Annotated in this window: 24 protein-coding genes; 8 read left to right on the top strand and 16 right to left on the bottom strand. The window is 65.3% G+C overall.

Features of this window, described 5'->3' with window-relative positions; all coding sequences use genetic code 11:
- Positions 1 to 61: 61 nt before the first annotated feature.
- Positions 62 to 835, top strand: coding sequence for an IclR family transcriptional regulator domain-containing protein (locus QM615_RS17635; protein ID WP_149406478.1), 774 nt, complete (start codon positions 62 to 64; stop codon positions 833 to 835).
- 2 nt (positions 836 to 837) lie between these two features.
- On the opposite strand, the gene rlmB is transcribed toward QM615_RS17635, so the two are convergent.
- From rlmB to QM615_RS17610, 5 genes are read right to left on the bottom strand one after another with little or no spacing between them, the layout of a single operon-like run.
- Complete coding sequence (rlmB, locus tag QM615_RS17630; RefSeq protein ID WP_149406477.1) at positions 838 to 1821, bottom strand: 23S rRNA (guanosine(2251)-2'-O)-methyltransferase RlmB; 984 nt, start codon at positions 1819 to 1821, stop codon at positions 838 to 840.
- Positions 1821 to 3236 carry a cysteine--tRNA ligase gene (gene cysS / locus QM615_RS17625; protein WP_149406476.1) on the bottom strand — a complete coding sequence of 472 codons (1416 nt, stop codon included), beginning with the start codon at positions 3234 to 3236 and terminating at the stop codon, positions 1821 to 1823. Before cysS ends, rlmB begins: the two co-directional genes overlap by 1 nt.
- Before the next feature lie 23 nt (positions 3237 to 3259).
- Positions 3260 to 3724, bottom strand: coding sequence for a 2-C-methyl-D-erythritol 2,4-cyclodiphosphate synthase (gene ispF, locus QM615_RS17620; RefSeq protein WP_094640924.1), 465 nt, complete (start codon positions 3722 to 3724; stop codon positions 3260 to 3262).
- On the bottom strand, positions 3721 to 4398 hold the full coding sequence (gene ispD, locus QM615_RS17615; RefSeq protein WP_149406475.1) for a 2-C-methyl-D-erythritol 4-phosphate cytidylyltransferase: 678 nt from the start codon (positions 4396 to 4398) through the stop codon (positions 3721 to 3723). The genes ispF and ispD overlap by 4 nt, the downstream gene beginning before the upstream one ends.
- Before the next feature lies 1 nt (position 4399).
- Positions 4400 to 4888: a CarD family transcriptional regulator gene (locus tag QM615_RS17610; protein ID WP_027494344.1), complete on the bottom strand. Its 489-nt coding sequence runs from the start codon at positions 4886 to 4888 to the stop codon at positions 4400 to 4402.
- 288 nt (positions 4889 to 5176) lie between these two features.
- On the opposite strand from QM615_RS17610, the gene QM615_RS17605 reads away from it, so the two are divergent.
- The 3 genes from QM615_RS17605 (at position 5177) to disA (ending at position 8467) form a co-directional block, all read left to right on the top strand.
- Complete coding sequence (locus QM615_RS17605; RefSeq protein ID WP_068053749.1) at positions 5177 to 5785, top strand: copper chaperone PCu(A)C domain-containing protein; 609 nt, start codon at positions 5177 to 5179, stop codon at positions 5783 to 5785.
- Positions 5786 to 5828: 43 nt separating this feature from the next.
- Entirely contained in the window at positions 5829 to 7226 is a 1398-nt protein-coding gene (gene radA / locus QM615_RS17600) for a DNA repair protein RadA (RefSeq protein WP_068053746.1), read from the top strand.
- A gap of 155 nt (positions 7227 to 7381) precedes the next feature.
- Entirely contained in the window at positions 7382 to 8467 is a 1086-nt protein-coding gene (gene disA / locus QM615_RS17595; protein ID WP_068053740.1) for a DNA integrity scanning diadenylate cyclase DisA, read from the top strand.
- Here disA and QM615_RS17590 read toward each other — a convergent pair.
- The 3 genes from QM615_RS17590 to QM615_RS17580 all read right to left on the bottom strand — a co-directional run bounded on the left by QM615_RS17590 (position 8464) and on the right by QM615_RS17580 (position 10817).
- Entirely contained in the window at positions 8464 to 9336 is an 873-nt protein-coding gene (locus QM615_RS17590) for an SCO6745 family protein (RefSeq protein ID WP_149406474.1), read from the bottom strand. The genes disA and QM615_RS17590 overlap by 4 nt on opposite strands.
- 15 nt (positions 9337 to 9351) lie before the next feature.
- Positions 9352 to 10098: a hypothetical protein gene (locus QM615_RS17585; RefSeq protein ID WP_149406473.1), complete on the bottom strand. Its 747-nt coding sequence runs from the start codon at positions 10096 to 10098 to the stop codon at positions 9352 to 9354.
- 92 nt (positions 10099 to 10190) lie between these two features.
- Complete coding sequence (locus QM615_RS17580) at positions 10191 to 10817, bottom strand: carbonic anhydrase (protein ID WP_068053727.1); 627 nt, start codon at positions 10815 to 10817, stop codon at positions 10191 to 10193.
- A 90-nt stretch (positions 10818 to 10907) separates the two neighbouring features.
- On the opposite strand from QM615_RS17580, the gene QM615_RS17575 reads away from it, so the two are divergent.
- Entirely contained in the window at positions 10908 to 11798 is an 891-nt protein-coding gene (locus QM615_RS17575; RefSeq protein WP_149406710.1) for an HhH-GPD family protein, read from the top strand.
- On the opposite strand, the gene QM615_RS17570 is transcribed toward QM615_RS17575, so the two are convergent.
- The 6 genes from QM615_RS17570 to QM615_RS17545 all read right to left on the bottom strand — a co-directional run bounded on the left by QM615_RS17570 (position 11799) and on the right by QM615_RS17545 (position 17218).
- Complete coding sequence (locus QM615_RS17570; protein WP_149406472.1) at positions 11799 to 12608, bottom strand: alpha/beta fold hydrolase; 810 nt, start codon at positions 12606 to 12608, stop codon at positions 11799 to 11801.
- Positions 12609 to 12721: 113 nt separating this feature from the next.
- A complete protein-coding gene (locus QM615_RS17565) occupies positions 12722 to 13666 on the bottom strand; it encodes an MBL fold metallo-hydrolase (RefSeq protein ID WP_149406471.1) in 945 nt (314 codons plus the stop codon).
- Positions 13663 to 14460 carry an amino acid ABC transporter ATP-binding protein gene (locus tag QM615_RS17560; protein ID WP_223145649.1) on the bottom strand — a complete coding sequence of 266 codons (798 nt, stop codon included), beginning with the start codon at positions 14458 to 14460 and terminating at the stop codon, positions 13663 to 13665. The genes QM615_RS17565 and QM615_RS17560 overlap by 4 nt, the downstream gene beginning before the upstream one ends.
- An 11-nt stretch (positions 14461 to 14471) precedes the next feature.
- Complete coding sequence (locus QM615_RS17555) at positions 14472 to 15395, bottom strand: amino acid ABC transporter permease (protein ID WP_149406470.1); 924 nt, start codon at positions 15393 to 15395, stop codon at positions 14472 to 14474.
- On the bottom strand, positions 15392 to 16243 hold the full coding sequence (locus tag QM615_RS17550; protein WP_149406469.1) for a transporter substrate-binding domain-containing protein: 852 nt from the start codon (positions 16241 to 16243) through the stop codon (positions 15392 to 15394). The genes QM615_RS17555 and QM615_RS17550 overlap by 4 nt, the downstream gene beginning before the upstream one ends.
- 237 nt (positions 16244 to 16480) lie before the next feature.
- Positions 16481 to 17218, bottom strand: coding sequence for an alpha/beta fold hydrolase (locus QM615_RS17545; protein ID WP_149406468.1), 738 nt, complete (start codon positions 17216 to 17218; stop codon positions 16481 to 16483).
- Between the two features lie 36 nt (positions 17219 to 17254).
- Here QM615_RS17545 and QM615_RS17540 point away from each other — a divergent pair, with 36 nt between their 5' ends.
- The gene (locus QM615_RS17540; RefSeq protein WP_149406467.1) at positions 17255 to 17566 is read left to right on the top strand and encodes an antibiotic biosynthesis monooxygenase family protein; all 312 of its coding nucleotides are present in this window, start codon (positions 17255 to 17257) and stop codon (positions 17564 to 17566) included.
- A gap of 6 nt (positions 17567 to 17572) precedes the next feature.
- Here QM615_RS17540 and QM615_RS17535 read toward each other — a convergent pair whose 3' ends face one another.
- Positions 17573 to 19885, bottom strand: coding sequence for a putative bifunctional diguanylate cyclase/phosphodiesterase (locus tag QM615_RS17535; RefSeq protein WP_149406466.1), 2313 nt, complete (start codon positions 19883 to 19885; stop codon positions 17573 to 17575).
- Positions 19886 to 20060: 175 nt separating this feature from the next.
- Positions 20061 to 20498 carry an OsmC family protein gene (locus QM615_RS17530; protein ID WP_068053702.1) on the bottom strand — a complete coding sequence of 146 codons (438 nt, stop codon included), beginning with the start codon at positions 20496 to 20498 and terminating at the stop codon, positions 20061 to 20063.
- 101 nt (positions 20499 to 20599) lie between these two features.
- Here QM615_RS17530 and QM615_RS17525 point away from each other — a divergent pair, with 101 nt between their 5' ends.
- A complete protein-coding gene (locus QM615_RS17525) occupies positions 20600 to 21814 on the top strand; it encodes an alpha/beta fold hydrolase (protein ID WP_262498431.1) in 1215 nt (404 codons plus the stop codon).
- Between the two features lie 276 nt (positions 21815 to 22090).
- Positions 22091 to 23416 (top strand): serine hydrolase domain-containing protein, encoded by a 1326-nt coding sequence (locus QM615_RS17520; protein ID WP_149406464.1) that lies wholly within the window; start codon positions 22091 to 22093, stop codon positions 23414 to 23416.
- The last annotated feature ends 147 nt before the right edge of the window (positions 23417 to 23563 follow it).

Here is a 23563-nt window from a genome sequence, read left to right as displayed (position 1 = left end):
AGACCACAAGCACCGAGCGATGTGATGCGGCGCGGACAGAGCAATGAGGCAGACTCGAACCATGACGGCCGAGATCGCTCCCGACGACCAACGCCCCGCCTGGTTCGTGCAGTCACTCGAACGCGGCCTGAGCGTGCTGCAGTGCTTCGACGACGCGCACCCGGCCCGCACCCTCACCGAGGTCGCCGAGGCCGTCGGAGTCACCCGAGCGACCGCCCGTCGACTGTTGCTGACGCTGACAGAACTGGGATTCGTGCGCCAGGACGGCCGTCAGTTCACCCTCACCCCGCGGGTGATGAATCTGGGCTTCTCGTTCCTGTCCGGCATGGACCTACCCCGTCTGGCCGAACCCCACATCGAGGCGCTCGCACGACAATTGGGCGAAACGACCTCGGTGGCCATCCTCGACGGATTCGACATCGTCTATGTCGCGCGCGTTCCGTCCTCGCGCATGTTGCGGGTCGTCATCACGCTGGGCACTCGATTCCCCGCACACGCGACGTCATCGGGCCGAGTGCTGCTCGCGGCCCTCCCCGAGAGCGACCTCGAACGCTATTTCGCCGACGCCCCCATCGAAGCCCTGACCCCGCGCACGCTAGTGGATCGAGATGCACTGCGCGCCGAGATCACTCGGGTACGCAACGCCGGTTGGTCCGAGGTGGTCGACGAACTGGACGTCGGAATGCGTGCTGCCGCAGTGCCGTTGCGCAACAGCAACGACACCGTCGTGGCAGCACTGAACACATCACTGCACGCAAAGAACTACAGCGCCACCGACATGGTCGATATCGTCGTTCCCGCGATGCACGAGACCGCAGGCCGCATCAGAACCTAGGTCTATCCCCGGCGTTGCCGGGCGATGTCGGCCAATACGACGCCCGCCGCGACGGATGCGTTGAGCGATTCCACCGGTCCGGCCATCGGGATCGACAGGATGTGGTCGCAGGTCTCGCTGACCAGACGCGAGAGACCCTTGCCCTCGGATCCGACGACGATGACCACTGGGCCCTTGCCGTCGAAGGTGTCGAGTTCGGTGTCGCCGCCTGCGTCCAGGCCGACGACGGTGACGCCCTTGGACTGCCAATCCTTCAGTGTGCGAGTCAGATTGACTGCGCGTGCAATCGGCAGGCGAGCTGCCGCGCCGGCACTGGTTCGCCATGCCACCGCGGACACGCTCGCGCTGCGTCGCTGCGGGATCACGACGCCGTGGCCACCGAACGCCGCCACCGATCGCACGACGGCACCCAGGTTGCGCGGGTCGGTGATGTTGTCGAGCGCGACGAGCAGCGCGGGTTCCTGGTGCGTGCGCGCGTTCGAGATCAGGTCGTCGGGGTGCGCGTAGCGATACGGCGGCACCTGCAGGGCCAGGCCCTGGTGCAATCCGTTGGCGCTGAGCTTGTCCAGATCGGAGCGGGGAACTTCGAGGATGGAGATCCGCGCGTCGCCTGCACGCTGCACGGCTTCCTTGAGTCGATCGTCGCTGTCGGTACCGACGGCAACCCACAGGGCCGTCGCGGGGACGCCCGCACGCAGGCACTCGACGACCGGGTTGCGACCGAGCACTACCTCGGGACCGTCCTCTGCCTTGCGTCCGGCCGGTCGTCCACCCGCGCGGCCACCGGTGGTGCCGCCGCGGTTCTGGGCAGACTTCTCGGCGAGCTTGGCCCGACGCGCGGCGGGGTGCTTGGTGCGCTCGGAGGCGGGAGGCGTCGCGCCGCGGCCTTCGAGACCCTTCCGACGCTTGCCGCCCGATCCGGCGACCTGCCCCTTCTTGGTGCCGTCCTTGCGGATCGCGCCGCGCCTACTCGAATTGCCTGCCATCACAAACCTGCTTCGTCGGTCTTGCTCGTACCCAGCGACCATTCGGGCCCGTTGGGTGTATCTGTCACGTCTACTCCGGCCTTGGCCAGTCTCGTCCGTATCTCGTCTGCGGCGGCCCAGTCCTTGGTCGCCTTCGCCGTTGCCCGACGCTCCAGCTCGGCCTCGACGAGGACGCCGAGGGCACCGAGAGCTGCTGCGTCGGAACCACTGTCGCTGGCCCAGTGCGGATCGAGTGGGTCGACACCGAGGATGTCGAGCATCGCCCGGACGCTGCCTGCGTACTCCACCGCGGCCGGTAGGTCTCCGGATTCGAGTGCGGTGTTGCCGAGAGTGACGGTCGCGTGAATCTCGGCCAACGCCTTGGGAACTCCGAGGTCGTCGTCGAGAGCTTCGGCAAATCCGGCGGTCCACTTACCCAGCGGCACCTCGCCTGCACGTTCGACGGCTCGTCGAACGAACCCTTCGATGCCCCGGTAGGTCACGGCCGCCGTTTCGAGCGCAGTGTCGGAGTACTCCAGCATCGAACGATAGTGCGCTCCACCGAGATAGAACCGAAGTTCTTGCGGCCGAACCTTTTTGAGCACATTGGGTACCGAGAGCACGTTGCCGAGAGACTTCGACATCTTCTCGCCGCCCATCGTCACCCAGCCGTTGTGCAGCCAGTACCGAGAGAAGCCGTCACCGGCCGCCATGGACTGGGCCCGCTCGTTCTCGTGGTGCGGGAACACCAGATCCAGTCCACCGCAGTGGATGTCGAAATCCGAACCGAGGTAGTTCTCCGCCATCGCGGAGCATTCGAGGTGCCAGCCGGGCCGACCGGGGCCCCACGGCGTCGGCCACGACGGCTCGCCCGGTTTCGCGCCCTTCCAGAGCGTGAAATCGCGAGGGTCGCGTTTGCCCTCGGCGACGCTCTCGCCCTGGTGCACGTCGTCGAGCTTGTGGCCGGACAGCGCGCCGTAGCTCGGGAAGCTCTGCACGTCGAAGTAGACGTCACCGCACTCGTCGGCGTAGGCATGGCCGCGTTCGATCAGTCGCTCGATCATCTGGACCATCTGGGTGATGTGCCCGGTGGCGCGTGGCTCGGCCGACGGCGGAAGCACTCCGAGTCGGTCGTACGCCCAGGTGAAGGACCGCTCGTACGTGGCAGCCCATTCCCACCACGGCCGGCCTGCGTCGCGTGCCTTGTTGAGGATCTTGTCGTCGATGTCGGTGACGTTGCGGACGAAGGCGACGTCGTAGTCGTGCGCCAACAGCCAGCGGCGCAGTACGTCGAACGCGACACCGCTGCGCACGTGACCGATATGAGGTTCACCCTGCACCGTCGCCCCACACAGGTACACCGATGCATGGCCAGGGACCAAGGGGGTGAATTCCCGCAGGGCCCTCGTCTCGGTGTCGTGTAGGTGAAGGGTCACGACCAGCAATGCTACCGGTGGTTTTACCTCGTCATGACAAGTGCGGTCGCGATGGCCGCGATTCCTTCGCCCCGACCGGTCAGCCCGAGCCCGTCGGTGGTGGTCGCAGACACCGATACCGGCGCACCGAGTACCCGCGAGAGCACCTCCTGGGCCTCGGCGCGGCGCGGTCCGATCTTGGGCCTGTTGCCGATGATCTGCACCGCAGCGTTGCCGATCGCGAATCCATCGGCGTCGAGCAGGCGTTTGACCTCGGTCAACATGGCAGCTCCGCTGACCCCGTCCCATTCCGGACGCCCCGTCCCGAACACCGATCCGAGATCGCCCAGTCCGGCCGCGGAGAGCAACGCGTCGCACAGGGCGTGGGAGGCGACATCGCCGTCGGAATGCCCGTCGAGTCCGTCCGCGTCGTCGAACAGCAATCCGGCCAGCCAACAGGGACGGCCGGGGGCGATGGGGTGCACATCGGTACCGATGCCGACTCTCATGAATCGCCTCTCGTCAGGGCCTCGGCCAGCAGCAGGTCGAGGGGGGTGGTGATCTTGAACGCGAGGGCGTCACCGACGATGGTGTGCACCGTCTCACCGATGCGCTCGACCAGGCCGGCGTCGTCGGTGGAGATGTCGGTGGTCGCGTCGTACGCGCGGCGCAGGACGTCGGCGTCGAAGCCCTGCGGGGTCTGTACCGACCGCAGGCTCGCGCGGTCCGGGGTACCCACCACTGCGCCCATGATGTCGACTTCCTTGACGGTGTCGACGACCGGGAGAACCGGGATGACGGCGGAGCGGCCGGCGCGCACCTCGGCCACGACACGGGCGATCAGCGTCGGTGGGGTGAGGGCGCGGGCGGCATCGTGGACGAGCACGACGGCTGCGTCGCCGACGGCGGCGAGACCGGCGCGCACCGAATCGGTGCGTTCGAGGCCTCCGGCAACAACGGTGACGTCGTCGCCGACATGACGGCGGGCCGCGTCGAGCAGCTCGGTCGGCACGATGACGACGATGCGGTCGACGGCACCCGAGGCCCGTAGGCCGTCGACGGACCGTGTCAGGAGAGAGTCCGTACCCAGACAGACGAATGCCTTCGGCTCGTCGTATCCGAGCCGAAGGCCTTTGCCTGCAGCGGGTACCAGGGCGACCACGTCGCCGGAAGTACCGTTCACTCTAAGAAGCTGTAGCGAGAACTTCGTCGAGCATGGTGTCGGCCTTGGCCTGGTCGGTTCCTTCGGCCAGTGCCAACTCGCCGACCAGAATCTGCCGTGCCTTGGCGAGCATGCGCTTCTCGCCTGCCGACAGTCCGCGGTCCTGCTCGCGTCGCCAGAGATCACGGACGACCTCGGCAACCTTGTTCACATCACCGGAAGCGAGCTTCTCCAGGTTGGCCTTGTACCGACGCGACCAGTTGGTGGGCTCTTCGGTGTGCGGCGCGCGGAGCACCTGAAAGACTTTGTCGAGACCTTCTTGCCCGACGACGTCGCGAACGCCTACGTACTCTGCGTTGTCCGCGGGAACTCGAACGGTGAGGTCGCCTTGCGCGACCTTGAGAACCAGATACTCTCTCGGTTCACCCTTGATGGTGCGTGTCTCTATCGCTTCGATCAGCGCCGCTCCGTGATGGGGGTAAACGACGGTGTCTCCGACCTTGAAAATCATGTGACAAGTGCCCCTTTCGATTTATCAAGAATACCACGGCCAATATCAACGGTGCAGGTCAGGGGCATAGCGGTGCCGAATCAGGGGTTGACACAGAGGATTCGACGTGTATCCGACGCCACATTTTCGGTCGGTTCGTTCCACTGTCTCCACTCCCGACAGGCACCCTCACCTGGCGTCATCGGGCCGTCGGCAGACCCCACGAGCGGCCGGTGGACCAGAACTACTACTCTGCCTAGTGGACGAGAAGGACCGAGCCGGCCCGGCACCACATGGAGGACGACCGAAGTGACTGCAATCGACGCTGCGACACCGCTTGGCCGCCATCGCAGGACGGCCGCCGCCCTCGCTCTTCTCGCCGGTGGCGCGCTCGCCCTCACCGCGTGCGGCGCAGGTCAGATCTCCCAGACGGCCACTCAGGTCGCCGCGGTCAACGGTAACTCCGCTGACGTCGGAGACATCCAGCTCCGCAACGTGCACGTGGTGTACCCCACCTCCGAGGAATACAGCATCGAGCCCGGCGGCACCGTCGAGCTCGGCTTCACGGCCATCAACGCCAACACGAGTGTGGCCGACGAGCTGACCGGCATCTCCTCCCCCGAGGCACAGGTCACCATCGTCGACGAGGCGGAAGCGGGCAGCAACGAGATCGCTCCGCAGACCGCGCTCGGCGCAGGTTCACCCGCCGACGTTCAGCTCGACGATCCACTGCTGCCGATCCAGCTGATCAAGGTCGAGATGGCCGACATCTCCGAGAACGTTCGACCGGGCCTGACGCTGCCGGTCACGTTCGAGTTCGCGAACGCGGGCGAGGTCGTCGTCAACGTTCCGGTCGATGCCGGTATCGAGCTCGAGCGTGACCCGTCCGCGGTCACCGAGCACAGCGAAGGCGAATAACCGCCTCCCCGACCCTGTCGGTGCCCATCGTTAGGCTGCCGACGTGGTCAAACTGAAGTCGAGCTACCGCTGCTCCGCGTGCCGTCACTCGGTCTCGAAGTGGGTCGGTCGCTGTCCCGAATGCGGTGACTGGGGCTCGATGGAAGAGGTCCAGGCCACTGCGGCTCCGCTCGCGACGCGGGCAGGCGCATCATCCCTTCGCTCGGGCGGCGGAGCCATGATTCCCAGCACGCCCGCTGCTGCTCTGACGACCATCAGCAGTGCCACCTCGCAGGCCAACACCACCGGGATCGACGAGTTCGATCGCGTGCTCGGGGGCGGGCTCGTTCCCGGTTCGGTCGTCCTCCTTGCCGGCGAACCCGGAGTCGGCAAATCGACGCTGCTGCTCGAGGTGGTGCACCGATGGGCCCGCTCGGCACCGGATCGACGCGCGCTCTACGTCACGGGCGAGGAGTCGGCGGGGCAGGTGCGGTTGCGTGCCGATCGCACCGGCGCGGTACACGAACGCGTCTTCCTCGCCGCCGAATCCGATCTCGCCACCGTCTTCGGCCACGTGGAGCAGGTCAAGCCCAGCCTGCTGATCGTCGATTCGGTTCAGACGATGCTCGCCGCGGACGTCGACGGCGTCATCGGCGGCGTCACCCAGGTTCGCGCCATCACCAGCGCGTTGACCACGCTGGCCAAGACCACCGGCGTCGCGGTACTGCTCGTCGGGCACGTCACCAAGGAAGGCGCGGTGGCCGGTCCGCGATCTCTCGAGCATCTCGTCGACGTGGTGCTCAACTTCGAGGGCGACAAGCACTCCACCCTGCGGATGATTCGGGGCGTCAAGAACCGGTTCGGAGCCTCCGACGAGGTGGGTTGCTTCGAGCTCCGCGAGACCGGCATCGTCGGCATCAGTGATCCGTCCGGGTTGTTCCTGCATCATCGGAACGACGCCGTGCCCGGCACTGCCGTCACCGTCACGATGGACGGCAAACGGCCGCTGTTGGCCGAGCTGCAAGCGCTGATCGTCGACACCACGATGCCATCGCCCCGGCGCGCGGTCAGCGGGCTCGATCACGCCCGCGTAGCGATGATCCTGGCCGTGCTGGAACGTCGCTGCGGCGTCAAGGTGTCCAAGGCGGAGGTCTACGCGGCGACGGTCGGTGGGATGCGCACCAGCGAACCGTCCGCCGATCTCGCGCTCGCCGCAGCGGTGGCCTCGGCGGTTCGCGATCAACCACTTCCCGCGGGCATGGTGATTCTGGGCGAAGTCGGCCTGGCCGGAGAGGTGCGCCGCGTCGCCGGGCTGGGTCGCCGTCTCGCCGAGGCCGCCCGATTGGGGTTCAACTACGCCATCGTCCCCGAGGACGCCGGTCCCATACCCGACGGCATCAAGGTCAAGACCGTCACCAACGTCGGAGAGGCGTTGACCTACACGCGTATGCGGCCCGTATGACACCGGGCGGTATTCTTCGTCCGACCGCCCGCGTGTAGCAGCGCAGTATCCTTTGTCTGCCTGCCTGCACGTGGCAGCGCAGTACTCTTTGTTCGCACGCACAGAAATCCGCAGCCCGAGCCGTAGCCGCTGCCAAGACACGAGGGGGTTGGCCGATGGAGGGCACCACGCCGTCCCCAGCGTTGCGCGAGACCATCGCCCGGCTCGCACCGGGAACCGCACTGCGAGACGGTCTCGAGCGAATTCTGCGCGGCCGTACCGGCGGGTTGATCGTCCTCGGCTACGACGACGAGGTCGAGGCGATCTGCGACGGCGGGTTCGAGCTCGATGTCGAGTTCGCCCCAACCCGGCTGCGCGAATTGTCGAAAATGGATGGTGCAGTAGTGCTTTCGACCGACGGCAAGCGCATCGTCCGATCCAACGTCCAGCTGGTCCCCGACCACAAGATTCCCACCGTCGAATCCGGTACCCGGCACCGCGCCGCCGAGCGAACCGCCATGCAGACCGGCTATCCCGTCGTCTCGGTGAGCCAGTCGATGAGCATCGTCAGCGTCTACATCGGTGGCATCAGGCACGTCGTGGAAGGCTCGGCCACCATCCTCTCGCGCGCCAATCAGGCCGTCGCGACCCTCGAACGCTACAAGGCCCGGCTCGACGACAACACCCGTCAACTCTCGGTGGTGGAGATCGAGGACTTCGTGACACTGCGCGACGCCCTGACCGTCGCGCAGCGCCTCGAGATGGTGCGGCGAGTGTCGGTGGAGATCGAGCAGAACGTCCTCGAACTCGGCACGGACGGCCGCCAGCTCGCCCTTCAGCTCGAAGAGTTGTTGGGCGACAACGACGTCGATCGCCAACTGATCGTGCGTGACTACCTGGCCGGCAACGAACCGTCGAGCACCACCGGAGTGGAGAAGGCGCTCGCCGCACTGGACAAGCTGACCGACGTCGATCTGCTGGATCTGACGACGCTGGCCCGCGCTTTCGGATATCCCGCGACCATAGAGGCCCTCGACACCCCGATGAGTCCCCGCGGGTACCGGGTGCTCACCCGAGTTCCGCGGTTGCAGTTCAGCCAGATTCACCGGCTGGTCGGCGCGTTCGGCACCCTGCAGGGGTTGCTCGCGGCCACCGCAGCCGACCTGCAGTCCGTCGACGGTATCGGTGGACTCTGGGCTCGTCACATCCGCGAAGGCCTGTCCAGACTGGCCGAGGCATCGATCTCGGGACCGTACGACTAGGACGCCTTCTTCGTTCCGGGGAGGAAGCCTGCGTCGATCACGGCCTTCACGTACGGTCGTGCGCTGGTGATCAACTGATCGGCGTCCTCGACGTCTCGCCATACGGCCGACGCCATGACGTCGGTCCGATCCTCGATGTGCCGATCGAGAGCGAGTCCGTCCTCGGTCAACGTCTCGCCGTCCGCCGAGGTGGTGAGCAATCCGCGAGTGGCGAGTCGTTCTGCAGCAGAGCCCCATTCGCTTTCGGACCACTGCCTGGTCAGCTGCGTGATGCGCTTGCCGAGTGCTCGACGGCCGGGCTGCGGGGTCGTGCGGTCGGCCTCGTGGAAGACGGCGGCTTCCGTCGGGTCGAGTTCTGCGTCGATCAAGGCGGCGAGGTGACCGTCGCCGCGCCACTCGCGTAGGACGGTGATCGAGTGCCAGAGCGCGAGATGCGGCACGTCGGGGTGCTCGGCCGAATGCCACGCTGCGGCGAGTGGCCGACCGGCGAACGAGGCTGCGTCGCCGATGACGCGGAGACGATCTGCGAGCGTGGCCAGGCCGGGGTCGGCGGCAAGTGAACCCAGCGCGGTGCCGAGGACGGAATCGAGCAGTGTCCACCGGCGATTCGACACCGAGTCCAAACCGACGGCAACAGCGGCCGGCCAGGCGCGTTCGATGAGCACCGGGTTGAAGTTGTAGAACGCCGCTGCGACGACACTCGGCGCGCACGGACCCATCGGGGCAGCTCGAGCGCCGACGTACCAGGCATGACCGTCGAGGCCGGTGTCCTCGTATGCCGCACCCAGTTCAGGGTTGAAGTACGCGGTGACGTGGAAGGGCTCGAATGTCTTGTAGGCGGAGCGGGCGAGTGCGGTCGAGGTGGTCATGAGATTCGACCGTACTCAGCCGGTGATGTTGAACGGCTCCGGCACGCTCTTGAGCTCGCCGAGCTGAGCGATCGCCTGGTAGGCACCGACGCCGACCGGGATTCGCTCTTCGCCGCAGCCGGGTACCGAGTTGGTGCCGGACCACTTGACGGTGAAGCCCGCCTGCTCGCCGGGCTTGAAGGTACGCAGATCCGAGGCGGCGTTGGGGAAGCAATCGACGTTGGACCAGATGCGCTGATTGTCGAGGGTGTAGACGAGCGCCTGCTGCAACCCGGCACCGACGTCACGCTGGCATTCGGTGGAGCCGATGTTGGTGATGACCACGGTGAACACGGGCTCTTCACCCAGACGGTACGTGGCCTTCTCCGGCGTCACCTTGATTGCGAGCGATTGATCCGGGCACTGGTTGGAAATCACCGGGGCCGGAGCGCCGCTGGTGGTCGCAGCCGCGCCGCCACCGGCAGCGGAGTCGGTCGCCCCACCGGAGCCACCGGAGCCGCCGGATCCGCCCGCACTGTCGCCGGAGCCGCCCGAACCGCCGGAATCGGCGTCGGTGGCAGACGAGCTGGGTGACGGCAGGGCCGAAGTTGTTGCCGGAGCCGCAACGACGCCTGCGGGAGCAGCCTCGGTGTCGTCGGAACCGCCACTGAGCGAGGCGATGAACCACACGATCAATCCGAGGACGACAACGGCCGCACCGATGGCGAGAGCGCGGCGTCGCCAGTAGATTTCGGGAGGCAAAGGCCCGGTCGGTTCCAACACGAATCAACCGTATGCGGCCGAAGCCACGCTATCCCTGAGCCCGCGCGGCGTGTCGCGTCGGCGACCTCACCGAGGTTGGGGTTCGACTCGGTTCAGGCGGGCATTTCGCCGATGTCGCCGATCACCTCACGCAACTGCGCATGCCCCTTCGACAGCTGGTAGGTGAGGCCGACGATCGCGAGTTCCCCGGCTTCGACCTTCTCGGCGACGATCCGCGAGCGCTGCATCAGCAGATTGCCGGTCTCCTCGACGTGGCGTGCCTCGAACTCGTCGACGGCCTGGTAGCCGTCGCGGCGGGCCGAGAGCACCGACGGGGTGACGCGTTCGACGACGTCGCGGATGTAGCCACCGGGCACGTCACCACTCTCGAGGGCGTCGACGGTCGCCTTGACTGCACCGCAGTGATCGTGGCCGAGCACCACGATCAGCGGCGCGTTCAGCACAGCAACGCCGTACTCGATGGAGCCGAGCACCGCGGAGTCCACCACGTGACCGGCGGTGCGCACGACGAACATGTCACCGAGGCCCTGGTCGAAGATGATCTCGGCAGCAACACGCGAGTCGGCGCAGCCGAAGAGGATGGCACTGGGGTGCTGAGCACTCTCGAGGCGGGCACGATCCTCGATGCCCTGCGACGGGTGCAGGACCTCTCCGGAGACAAACCGTTGGTTGCCTTCCTTGAGGGACTTCCAGGCAGCGATCGGATTCGAAGCGGGCATGAGTCTCATTGTGCACGTGGATCGAGTTACCGGCGAGTCGGGTTGACTACTGTTGGGACCGATCACAGACACGACGAGAAGGGCGACCAGTTGCCGATCGATGCCGACGCTCTGCTCGGGTGGTTCGACACCGACGGACGCGATCTGCCGTGGCGACGACCCGGTGTCAGCGCATGGCAGATCCTGATGAGCGAGATCATGCTGCAGCAGACGCCGGTGGTGCGGGTCGCGCCCATCTGGGAGCAGTGGGTGCAGCGTTGGCCGGTGCCGTCTGCGATGGCCGCGTCCTCGCAGGCCGAGGTGCTCCGTGCGTGGGGCAAGTTGGGCTATCCGCGTCGAGCACTGCGATTGCACGAGTGCTCCCGCGTGCTCGCCGAGGAGTACGGCGACGAGGTGCCCGGAGACGTCGAAACACTGTTGGGCCTGCCGGGCATCGGGGCCTACACCGCGCGCGCGGTGGCGACTTTCGCCTACGGCCAGCGAGTTCCGGTGGTCGACACCAATGTTCGACGCGTCGTCGCCCGTGCGTTGCACGGCAACGCCGAGCCTGGAAATCCATCCACGACAAGGGATCTCGCCGACGTCGAACAGCTGCTCCCGGAGAGCGTCCCGCGGGCCGCCCGCTACTCGGCGGCGTTGATGGAACTGGGGGCACTGATCTGCACGGCCAAGAATCCGGCTTGCCTGCTGTGCCCGCTCCCCGAGTGCGCCTGGATCGAGGCCGGCAGGCCCGCGCACACCGGCCCGGCCAAGAAGGTCCAGAAGTTCGCAGGCACGGATCGCCAGGTTCGCGGGAAGCTCATGTCGGTTCTGCGCGAGAGCTCCGGTCCCGTCGAGCGAGCACAACTCGACATCGTGTGGCCCACCGACCCGACGCAGCGCGACCGAGCTCTCGATTCACTGCTGACCGACGGATTGATAGAACAGACCGAATCGGGATTGTTCGCCCTCGCGGGTGAGGGTTCGGACGGCCAGGTGTAGCTACCGAGCCAAGAAATCCACGAGCGCCGCATTGACCGCGTCGGGGCGTTCGAGGTAGCCGAAATGGCCGGTATCGGCGATCTCGACGTACTGAGCACCGGATATCGCAGCGGCCACATCGCGGCACTGCTGCACCGGAATCATGCGGTCGTCGGCGAATCCGATGACGAGGGACTTCGCCGAGATTCTTCGGTACGCCGCCAATCTGTCTGTGCCGGCGCGCATTTCGAGTCCGATCTGCGCCCGCATGCCCGCCGTCTTTCGGCCACCAGAATATTCGAGAACCGCCAGCCAATCGCCGATCGCTGCGTCGTCGGCCAGGGTCTTCGGTGAAAAGTTCTGCATCGCAGTCATTGCCGCGCGGTACGACGCGGGGAGGTCGATCCCGGCGTCGTGAAGATCCTTCTCGCCCTTCGACATCTGCGCCCGAAAGGTGGTCGTCTTGCCGAAGGTGGCCATCATCACTGCATGAGAGACCAGATCCGGCCTCGCCAAGGCCAATTCCTGGGTGACGCGCGCTCCCATCGAGGTCCCCACCACGCGTGCGGGTCCTCCCCCGAGGTGCTCGACGAGGGCAGCGGTGTCGGCCACCAGGTCGTCGAGCGTCATCCCGCCCGCACACTCGGAAGACGGTGCGATACCGCGATTGTCGAAGGTGACGACCCGATACCCCTGCTTCACCAGGGTCGGAACCTGATGGGTTCGCCAGACTCGTCCCGGACTACCGGTGCCCATCACCATCACCACGAGTGGGCCGTCGCCGGTGACGTCGTAGTTGAGGTCGATTCCATTGAGCTTCGCGAGCGGCATCGGGTCATCTTAGTGCGCGCAGGAGTTCCTCCACCGCGTGGAACGACCCGCGTGGAACGACCCGCGTGGAACGATCGGGATGCCTCCAGCGCAAGCGCATCTGCTCTCGCCGATCACGGCAGCGTGAACGCCTCGGAATGGACGGGCAGACGCACGTCGACGTCGCCGCCGTAAATGTCTCGCAACGCCTCCAGATCGTAAACGGTGTCGTCCTCTTCGGGCGGCAGGAACAAATCGTCCCAGTGCATCGGGACCACGGAGAGCGGGGACAGGATCGCCTTGGCAGCCTCGTGCGCGGTATGAGCGGCCGGCCCCAACCACAGGTCGACCCCGGTCAGTCCTGCCGCCTGCATCCCCGCCGCCAGATTGTTCGCCGGACTACCACAGTTCACGCCGTCGACGACGACGTCCTCTTCGAAGTCGAACGAGCTCAGCGAAGCAGTATGCCCCCACGACCGGTGCGGTTCCTGCCGGTCGTCCACGAACAGATAGCTCAGGGATCCGCCTCCGTTCGGGAAGTCCTCGTGGACGCCCGGCCTGAGACCGCCGGTCCTGTCATCCGGGACCGGCGGTGATGTCAGCGTGCGCGGCTGCCTACCCAGCGCTCGATGCTTATCGTTCCCACCGTGGTTTCCGCGGACGACATGGCACCGGACACCTCCCGGCAGGTCCAGTTGCTCTCCACCTTCCACGACCCGAATCTGCGATAGCTCGACTCCTTGCGAGATACATTGCTGTGCAACTGTTTCCGTGCCGACGACGGTGGCTCCGGTCAGTTTCGCCCACTCTGCGGTATCCCAGGTGTGATCGAAATGCGCATGGCTGGTGAGTATCACCCCGACATCGGGCTCGCCCAAGGATTCGAATGCGTGCCGAACGGCGGCCGGATCGCTGATCTGAGGTCCGACCGACGTCGTCGCCTCGGTGTCGTCTCCGAACACCGTCCGTGGCAGACGAGAGACATAGCCGTCGATCAATACTGCCCCACCCTCGTACTCCATCAGACAATTCGCGACAGAGAACCAGGTGATGCGCACGCCCGCAATCGGATCGGTCACTTCTCCCCACCCAGGAATTGCCGGAGCCTGTCGTGGGTCGGGCTGTCGAGGAGCTGATCGGGTGGGCCCTGTTCGACGATGACCCCGTCGGCCATGAACACGAGTACGTCCGCCACGTCACGAGCGAATCCCAGCTCGTGCGTCACCACGACCATCGTGGTGCCGGAGAGCGCCAGCCTCTTCATGACTGCCAGCACTTCTCCCACCAGTTCGCGGTCCAAAGCCGAAGTGGGCTCGTCGAACAACATCACGCGCGGGTCCATCGCCAGAGCTCGCGCGATGGCCACGCGCTGCTGCTGACCGCCCGAGAGGTGCGCGGGATAGGCGTCGGCGAACCGTGCCATCCCGACGGACTCGAGTATCAATCGAACCCGAGGCAGCAGGTCCTTGCGTGACCGGCCGCGCACGTCCATCGGTGCCAACATCAGGTTCTCGATGACGGTGAGATGGGGAAAGAGATTGAACTGCTGGAAGACCATGCCGATATCGGCTCTCTGTCGCGCAGCCTCACGCGCCGATACCTCGTACAAGCCGTTGCCCCGGCGCTCGTATCCGATGTCGCGGCCGCTGACCTGGATCTCCCCGGAGTCCACGCTTTCGAGATTGTTGAGACATCTGAGCAGAGTGCTCTTGCCCGATCCCGACGGTCCGATGATGCACACGGTCTGGCCGGGCATCACGTCCAGATCGATACCGTGCAGCACTTCGGTTCGCCCGAAGGACTTGTGCAGACCGCGAACTCGCACCACCGGCTGGTCGTGTGTGGTGAGTTCTGTCGTCGCCTGAGAGTTCATGACACGTTCCTTCATAGCTCGGGAGTGCTGTTGCCGACCAGGCTCTTCGATAACCGCTCGTCCGCGTCGTCGCCGGTCTTGCGCGACCGCTGCTCGCCGAATCCGCGGTTGTAGTGTCGCTCGATTCGCGACTGGAACAGCGATGCGATGGTCGTCAGGACCAGGTACCAGAAGGTCGCCACCATCAGAAGCGGGATGACCTGGTACGACGACGAATAGATGAACTGCACCTCGCTCATCAGGTCGTTGCCACCGATGAACGCCACGAGGGCCGTTGCTTTGAGCATGCCGATGAACTGATTGCCCGTCGGCGGAATGATCACACGCATGGCCTGAGGAACGATGATTCGCCGCAAACTCTGTGTGTACGTCATTCCCAGCGCGGTACTGGCCTCGGTCTGACCCTTCGCCACCGACGTCAAGCCCGATCGGAAGATTTCGGCCATGTAAGCGGCCTCGTGCAGCCCAAGGGCGATCACGGCAGCAACGAAGGTCGTCACGATGTTGTTCGTGATGATGGTGACGCCGATCGATGTCCCGGGAACGTAGGCCTCGATGACCGGGAAGATCAGGGCGATGTTGAACCACAGAATCAGCAGAACCAGAGTCGGCACGCCGCGAAAGAACCAGCAGAACGCGGCAGCGAGTGTGGAGAGCACCTTACTGTCGGCCACCCGCATCACGGCGACCACGAAACCCAGCACGATGCCGACGATCATGGCGACCGCGGCGAGAAGAATGGTGTTCGCGATTCCCTGGAGAACGGTCGGCTCGAAGAGGTACTCCCCGACGACGCCCCACTCCATGTTCTCGTTCGTCGCGATGGCCCAGAGAAGGAGCGCGGTCAGCACTATCACCACTGCCGAGATCGAGTCCCGTACTTTGTGGCGGCGCTTGTGTCTGATCGGAGCCGACGAGGCGTCGATCGCGCTCATGACGCGTCCGTCGCGGTGTTGATGTCGGGCTCCATGTAGGTCGAGTCCAACTCGTACGTTGCGAACGGCTCTTTCAGTCGGCCGTCGGCGGCGAGCGCCTGCATGGCCTCGAACACTGCGTCACGCAGATCCGTGCGGTTCTTCGCCGATACGAATCCGGCGAAGCTGGGGTTGATCTCGCCGGATGCTGCGAGGTCGCCCTCTTTGATCAGTTGATCGGCGTTGGTCGACGTCGTCAGGTACACATCTGTCCGGCCGCTCCTCACGGCGATCGCGGCTGCGGCTTGGGAGTCGTACACGTCGACCTTGACTCCCGCACCTCCCTTCGCTGCACAGGAGCCCGAGAGAGCGTCCAGCTCGGCGATCGTCGAGGACCCTCTCGAAGCGCCGACACTCAATCCACACAGGTCGTCGTAGGACTCCGGTCGAAGATCCCCGTCGGCGCGAGAGACGAACGTCTGATTGAAGGCCAAGAAATCGATGAAGTCGAGCGACTTCTGGCGTTCCTCACTGTCGGTGAGAAGGGCCAGATCGACTTTCCGCGACTGCAATCCGGGAACCATGGCGTCGAGAGACATGGGGACCAGCTCGACATCCACTCCGAGCTGCGCTCCGAGCGCGTTCGCGAGATCCGGGACGAGCCCCTGCAATTCGTTGTTGCTCTCCACCCAACTGATCGGTTTCAGGGTCGGGTTGAGTGCAACGACGATCTTTCCCGCGGCCGACACCTCGCCCGGAAGTCCGCCGCTGCCTTGGCTGTCCTCCTCCGCCGCCGGCGCGCCACACGCACCGAGCGCGAGGGTACACAGAGCAGCGACAGATGAGATCAGAACGCGACTGCTGAACATGAGTCTTCTCCAGTCTTATCAGTGAACGGCGCGTGACGCTTGCGGACACTGAAATCGCCGTACCAACGCCTGTGTAGTGAGCCACACCATGTCGGAATTCTGATGTGATGCGCACCACCAGGCTTGTTCTAAAAGCTAAAGGGTTAACCGATTCATGTCAAAGTCGGTTTCTGCATAGATCAAGTCAAGTTGGGTATCAATAATTGGGTGGCGGCAGAGACCTATAACACAGCAGAATCAGGACAATGTGCGCAGGAACTCCTCGACCGCCATGCGATACGGCCCGGGAGCCTCGTCGTGAATCAGGTGGGCAGCCTTCTCGATCCGCACGTACGTCGAACCGGGCTTGCGCGCGTGCATCTGCGTCATCTCGCCGGCCGGGGTGATGGTGTGCTCGCCCTCGATCAGCAGCACCGGAGCGGCGACGGCCTCCCACTCGTCCCAGAAGTGCCGCGTCCCCCATTCCTGCGAGATCGCCTCGAAGAAGTCCACCTCGCCGTGCAATCGCCAGCCGTCTTCGCTGCGAACGAAAGAGTCCAGAAAATATTGTCCCGCAACATCTCCGAAGAATGCGAGTACTGCGTCGGCGTCGGCAAAGGGCTGGGGCCAGGCCCGCATCATGGCGGCCCAGTCGTCTGCGGTGCGGCCCCGAAAGTCCGGGGCGATGTCCTCGACCACGAGCGCAGTCACCAGGTCTGGTCGCTGCGCGGCTGCACACCACCCGTGCAGCGCGCCCATCGAATGACCGATCAGCACGCTGGGACCCAGCCGGTCGAGATGCTCGAGCAGGTCGGCCACGAAGTACTCGGTGGTGGGCTCCGGCGGCGGAGGGCGACGATGCCCCGGTGCGTCGTAGGTGTGCACGTGACCGAATTCTCGAAGCCACGGGACCTGCCTGCGCCAGGTGGCAGCACTGCCCATCAGCCCGTGCAGCAGCAGAATCGAACGGCCGGATCCACCCTCGTCGTAGAGCATCACCGCCGAGCATAACGGCGGAGTAATCTCGCGAGCATGGCCATTGTGAAGATCAATGCGATCGACGTACCCGAGGGCGCAGGACCCGAACTCGAGAAGCGCTTCGCCGCGCGCGCCGGGTCGGTCGACGGCTCCCCCGGCTTCCTCGGGTTCCAACTGCTGCGGCCGGTCAAGGGCGAAACGCGCTACTTCGTCGTCACCCAGTGGGAGGACGAGGAGTCGTTCCAGGCATGGTCGGCGGGACCATCGCGGGAGGCTCATGCCGGTGCCCGTTCCCCGAAGCCGGTGTCGTCCGGAGCGTCGCTGCTCGAGTTCGAGGTCGTATTGGACGTGCCTGCTTCTTCGTGAAGCCGCTCAGATGTGTTGGCGCGCGAGCCTCCACTCGAGTTTCGTCGGCATCTCCGAATCCAGTTTTCTCACGGCATCGGCCAGGAACTCAGCGGGCATAGGTCTTCCCAGGAAGTAGCCCTGGGCACCGTCGCAGCCGAGTTCGCGAAGCGCATCCAGTGTGCCCGCGTCCTCGACCCCCTCTGCCATGACCCGAACCCCGAGGCTTCGAGCCAGGTCGATGGTCGAGCGCACGATCGACGCGTCGGTGTCGTCGGTGTTCATCTTCGACACGAACGAGCGGTCGATCTTGAGAGTCTGCACCGGCAGACTCTGCAAGTAGGCCAGCGAGCTGTAGCCGGTGCCGTAGTCGTCGATCGCGATGGTGACGCCGAGGCCACGCAGAGACGTCAACGCATTCACCGAACGCACCGGATCGGTCATCGCAGTCGTCTCGGTGACCTCGAATTCCAAGGCATGAGCGGGAACCGCGTATTTCGCCAGCGCTGCTGCGACCTGCTCGGTGAGTGTCTCGTCGAGTAGGTTTCTCACCGAAAGATTCACCGACACAGACAGATCGACACCGCGTCGACGCAATTCGCTGCACTGCGCCAAGGCCTCGTCCAGCACGAGCGCGGTGATGGCGGGCAACATGCCGGTGCGCTCGGCGTCGGGCAGAAACATCGAGGGTCCGATCAGGCCCTCACGCGGGTGCTGCCACCGCAGCAACGCCTCGACGCGGTCCACGCTGCCGGATTCCAGATCCAGGCACGGCTGAAAGAACACTCGAAGCTGGTGGTCACGAATAGCTGTGTCGAGTTCACCCAGCAACCGCATCTGATCGTGGCGGTCGCGATCCATGTCGGGTTCGTAGCGGCCGACTCGAGTGTGGCCGGCCTTCGCGGCCGTCAACGCCACGTGGGCGCGCTGAAGCATCGCCTCACCGTCGACCGGATTGGCCTCCGGATTCTCGATGCCGCTTCGACTGACGTCCGGCTCCTCGGTCGACGCGATTCCGACGACCGCGTCGAGCGCAACGTTGATGTCGTGCACGAACATCGTTCTGCTGACTGCGAATTGGAGCCGCTCAGCGGTATCCGACACGTCGATCTGGGCGGGACGCCGACGCATGGCGACGACGAACTGATCCCCACCGAGCCGACCCACCAGGTCATCGGATCGCACCGATGCGACCAGACGGTGACCGATCTCGCGCAGCACACTGTCTCCCACGCTGTACCCGAAGGTCTCGTTGATCTGGGCGAAGCGATCGATGTCCACCACGAGCGTGAAGACGTCCGACTCACCACGCGTGGCGAGCATCGTGTCCAACCGCTCTCGGAGCAGCCGCCGACTGGCCAGTCCCGTGACCGCGTCCGTGCGAGCCACGTCCTCGAGCACTGCGGCCTGCAGGCGCAGCGTGGTCAGGAAGCACGCCATGCGGCACCCGACGAGGGCGATGACCAAGGCCGACGAGGCCACGATCACCCAACCCCACTGATCGACCGGTATCCCGCGGGCCAACTGAACAGCCATCACGGAGGGCGTCACGGCGACCGCGACACTGAGTCCGAGAAATCTCACGCGCCCGAATCTGAACGGGCTGGACCGGTCCACACGCGAGACCGTTCTTTCCGGAATGTGCAGGGCGATCACCCCGAAACACACGTAGGCCGCCAGCCACAGCGTGTTCAGGAGAGTCGAACGGTAGAGCTCGTGGCTGCCGACCGCCGCATAGGACGCGAAATCGGCAGCCACGAGCAACACCACTCCCGCCGTGGCTGCCAGGAACGGCACCGTGGTCGCCCGGGTCAGCAGGTACAGACTGCCGACGAGCGTCAGCAGAAATGCGTCGACGGTGAGGTAGACCGTGGCCGGCCACAGTTCCAGCGCCGACGAAAACGACCACGACGAACCGTCGGAGATGACGAAGACCCAGGTGGCGAGGCCGAAGCCGACTGCAACCACCAGACATTCGAGGAGCTCCTCGATCCCGAACACGAGCCCGTTCTCGTCGGCGGCTCGGGCGAAACCGATGGCGATCACCAGATAGCCGATCAGGTAGAAGACGTCGGACGAGGAGAACGTCGATACTCGCCCGCCGCCGACCTGCGCCATCGACACCAACGCGTCGCCGATGCCCCAGGAGCCGACACCGACGGCCATGTACTTCCAGGTCCGCTTGTCCGGACCTGGTTCCCGACGGTAGCGGTACACGAACGCAGCGACTGTGGCCAGGAGCACGATTGCGTACAACGCACTTTGGGGTATTCCCGTAGGGGCTGTTGCGTACGCCGCCACGGCGAGTGCACCGAGGCCCAGGAAGCGCGTCCACAACATGGTGGGGCTGATCCTTCCTAGGCCGGTCGGTGCATACCCCGAACGTACGCATCAGCCGATCGAACCCGACGTTTGATCACGATTCGTTGCTGATCCACCCTGCAGATGGGTCGAGAAACGAACTATTTCAAACCTGACGATTGTTCGCCAGTCTCACTTCGGGCGGTTTGTCCGTTCAGCCCTCGAGAGCCGCGTCCAGTGTGATGTCCACGCCGGTGAGAGCCTTGCTGACAGGACAAGTTTCTTTTGCCGCCTGAGCCGCTTTGGCGAAGCCGTCGGCGTCGAGACCCTCGACCTCGCCCCGCACGGTCAGCTTGATGCCGGTCAGCTTGAAACCCGGCTCGTCGGGCCCCAGCGAGACATCGGCGGTGACCTCGAGGCTCTGCGGGGTGCCGCCCGCCTCCGCGATCAACGCCGACAACTGCATCGCGTAGCAGCTCGAATGAGCCGCGGCGATCAGTTCCTCGGGACTGGTGGTGCCGTCTGCGTTCTCGGCGGCGCGCTTGGGAAACGACACGTCGAAAGTCGCTGCGCCGGAACTGGACAGCTCCACCTGGCCGGAGCCCTGTTCCAGCGTTCCGTTCCAAGCTGTGCGTGAGGTGCGAGTTGGCATCGAACCGAATCCTTTCGTTGTCGACCCTGTGTAGGCCTGTTTCTCAGGCTAACGTCAGCGGGGTGACCGGGCTACCGAGTGCGAGGATGTCGACACGACGGGTGCGACAAACGAAAAAGTTCTCGCGCACGGCGACGATCGCGGCCATCGCGTTGCTGTCGATCGTCGGATTCTCGACGCCGACGGCAGAGGCAGGCCCCCTGACGGACTTCTACGACGCGCCGGTGGCGACGGTCGGCACCGCGTCGCCCGGCGAGGTACTCCGAACCCTTCCCGTCAACTCACCCAAGGGGTTCGGACTCGGATTCGACATCGAACGCATTCTCTATCGCTCCACCGACACCCACGATGACCCCATGGTCGTCTCCGGCTACTCGATGACACCCACAGCTCCGTGGACCGGCCCCGGACCGCGACCGGTGATCGCCTATGCGCCCGGCACTTCCGGGATGGCGGACCGTTGCGCCGGTTCGGTAGTTCTCGGGACAGTCGGCTCGTCACCGGCCATCCTGCCGCTTCTGCTCGCCGGATATCGCGTCGTCGCAACCGATTACCAGGGGCTGGGCACCCCAGGCGGACACACCTACCTCAACCGAATCGCGTCGGGCCGAGCTCTGCTCGACGCCGCCAGGACCGCAGACTATGACGCCCCCGTGGTGTTGTTCGGTTACTCGGAAGGCGGATTCGCGTCGGGGGCCGCTGCCGAACTCGCCGCCACCTATGCCCCGGAGCTGAAGATCCGGGGAGCGTATGTCGGTGCGCCACCGGCAGATCCGACGCTCAACATCGAGACACTCGACAACACCGGCCTCGGCAGCGCCGTGCTCTTCGCCGTCGATGGAATGATCAATGCCTACCCGGATCGGGCGGACAGCATCCGCAGCCTCTTCGACTCCGACGGAATCGCCGCACTCGACGCCGCGCAGAACTGGTGTACCACCGACTCCGCGGCCACCGCGACAGTGCGCACGACCGAACTGACCCGCGACGGACGACCCCTCGACGATCAACTGAGCAACCCGGTTCTGGCCGACATCATCGAGACCAACACCGTCGGGCGCATCGCCCCTGTCATGCCGGTGTACCTCTCGCACGCAGTCGAGGACGACACCGTACCGATCGAGCAGAGCCGCAATCTGCTTCGACGCTGGAGCGATCTGGGTGCCGACATCACCTACCGCGAATACGACCTCCCGGCCATACCGGTCGAGGGCGCGAACCACCTGCCCGGAGCTCTCGCGGCCTACTCCGACGTGATGCCCTGGATCGCCGGGCTGATTCTCGCAGGAGTGGAGCCTGAAGGAACGACCCGATAGGCAGGAGTGGAGCCTGAAGGAACGACCCGATAGGCGGGAGTGGAGCCTGCGGGAACGACCCGATGGGCAGGAGTGGAGCCTGCAGGAACGACCCGATAGCCAGGAGTGGAGCCTGCAGGAACGACCCGATAGGCAGGAGTGGAGCCTGCAGGAACGACCCGATAGGGACAGGAGTGGAGCCTGCAGGAACGACCCGATGGGCAGGAGCTGATCTCAGGTGTGAAATCAGGGTGATCACCGAGGCGTCGGCCACGATGAGGTTGGTTCACTCCAACCATGCGCATCGTCCACGCCCTGCTCACCGTCGCAGCAGTTCTTACTGCGGGCTCCCCCACCCCACCGGATCCCGGCATGGCGTCGGACATCGAGATTGTCGCCGAGGAACTGGGGTTGCCGGGGGTTGCGTTCCGCGTCGTCTCCGAGGACGAGGTGTTGGAGGACGTCGAGTACGGGGTGGACGGGGACGGGGTGCCGATCGACGAGAGAACGCCGTTCGTGTGGGGTTCGGTATCGAAGTCGGTGACGGCGGCGACGGTGTACTCCCTCGCCTCGCAGCATCGCCTCGATCCGAGTGGAACCGTGAATTCGATTCTCCCGGAGGTCGATTCGTTCGTTCCCGGCGATGTCACGATCGACGACCTGATCCACCACACCAGTGGACTCCCCCACGACGTCACCGAATTGGACGTGTGGGGACGTTCCGAGCGAGCGCTCGACGTCGTCCCCACCCTGGACGTCACCGTCGGCGAACGCGGCACCTTCCGCTACTCGAGTCTCAATTACTTACTGCTGCAGGCGATCGTCGAGAAGGTCACCGCCGAACCCTTCGCCGACGTCGTCGCCCGCGAGACCGGAGTGCACACTGCCGGTGCCGTCACACCCGGCCACGTACCGTTCTTCACCTTCCCGCGCAGCATCGACACCGGCATCGACTCCGCGGGATTGGGCTACGGCTATCTGAGCGGATCCATCGCCGAGCTCTCCCGCTACGCATCCACGCAACTGACCGCACCGGCGTCGAACAGTTCGGATACGGTGCCGACGGGTTCGGGCACGGCGTACGGATACGGGTGGTACGTCGAGACGCTGCCCGACGGTACCGAGATGCGATGGCATTCCGGCGCCGTCCCGGGCTATTTCACTCACGTCGCACTCGTTCCGGAACGACACCTGGCCGTGGTGTTCGCGACCAACCGATACGGCGAACTCGACGCCGACAACCTTGCCTCCGCGGCCCGCTCCCTCGTACTCACCCGACTCGGTATCGACGAACCCCGCGCCGCCGGACTCGGTCTCTACGAGATAGCCCTGATCGGAGCGTCTGCACTCGCGGTGTTGTTGGCGATATGTGCCACGAGAACCCTGCTCGGATTCGGAGCCGCTCCCGGACGATGGGCACTGGCGCGTGTTCTGACTGCCCTCGGCGCAGGCGGACTGCTGTACTTCTCACTGCCCGCACTCACCGGAGCACCGATCTCGACCCTGGCCCGCTGGGCCCCTGACATCGCGCTGCTGTTCTGGATCCTGCTCGCCGAACTTGCCCTCATCGCTGTTGCCCTCGGCGCTCGGGTCTTCCGTCAATGGACCACTGCACACGTCTGAGCGGTGCAACGGTCCATTCACGCCCGTCCATGAGCTGCGTGAATGGACCGTTGCATACGTCTGGGCAGTGCAAGGGTCCATTGACGCGAACGGGGGGACGGGCGAACGGTGAGCGAACACGCGACGGGCGGACACACGACAACGGGC

The sequence above is a fragment of the Rhodococcus sp. IEGM 1341 genome (assembly GCF_030056895.1).
GTDB lineage: Bacteria > Actinomycetota > Actinomycetes > Mycobacteriales > Mycobacteriaceae > Rhodococcoides.
This window is presented reverse-complemented; position numbering and strand designations above follow the sequence as displayed.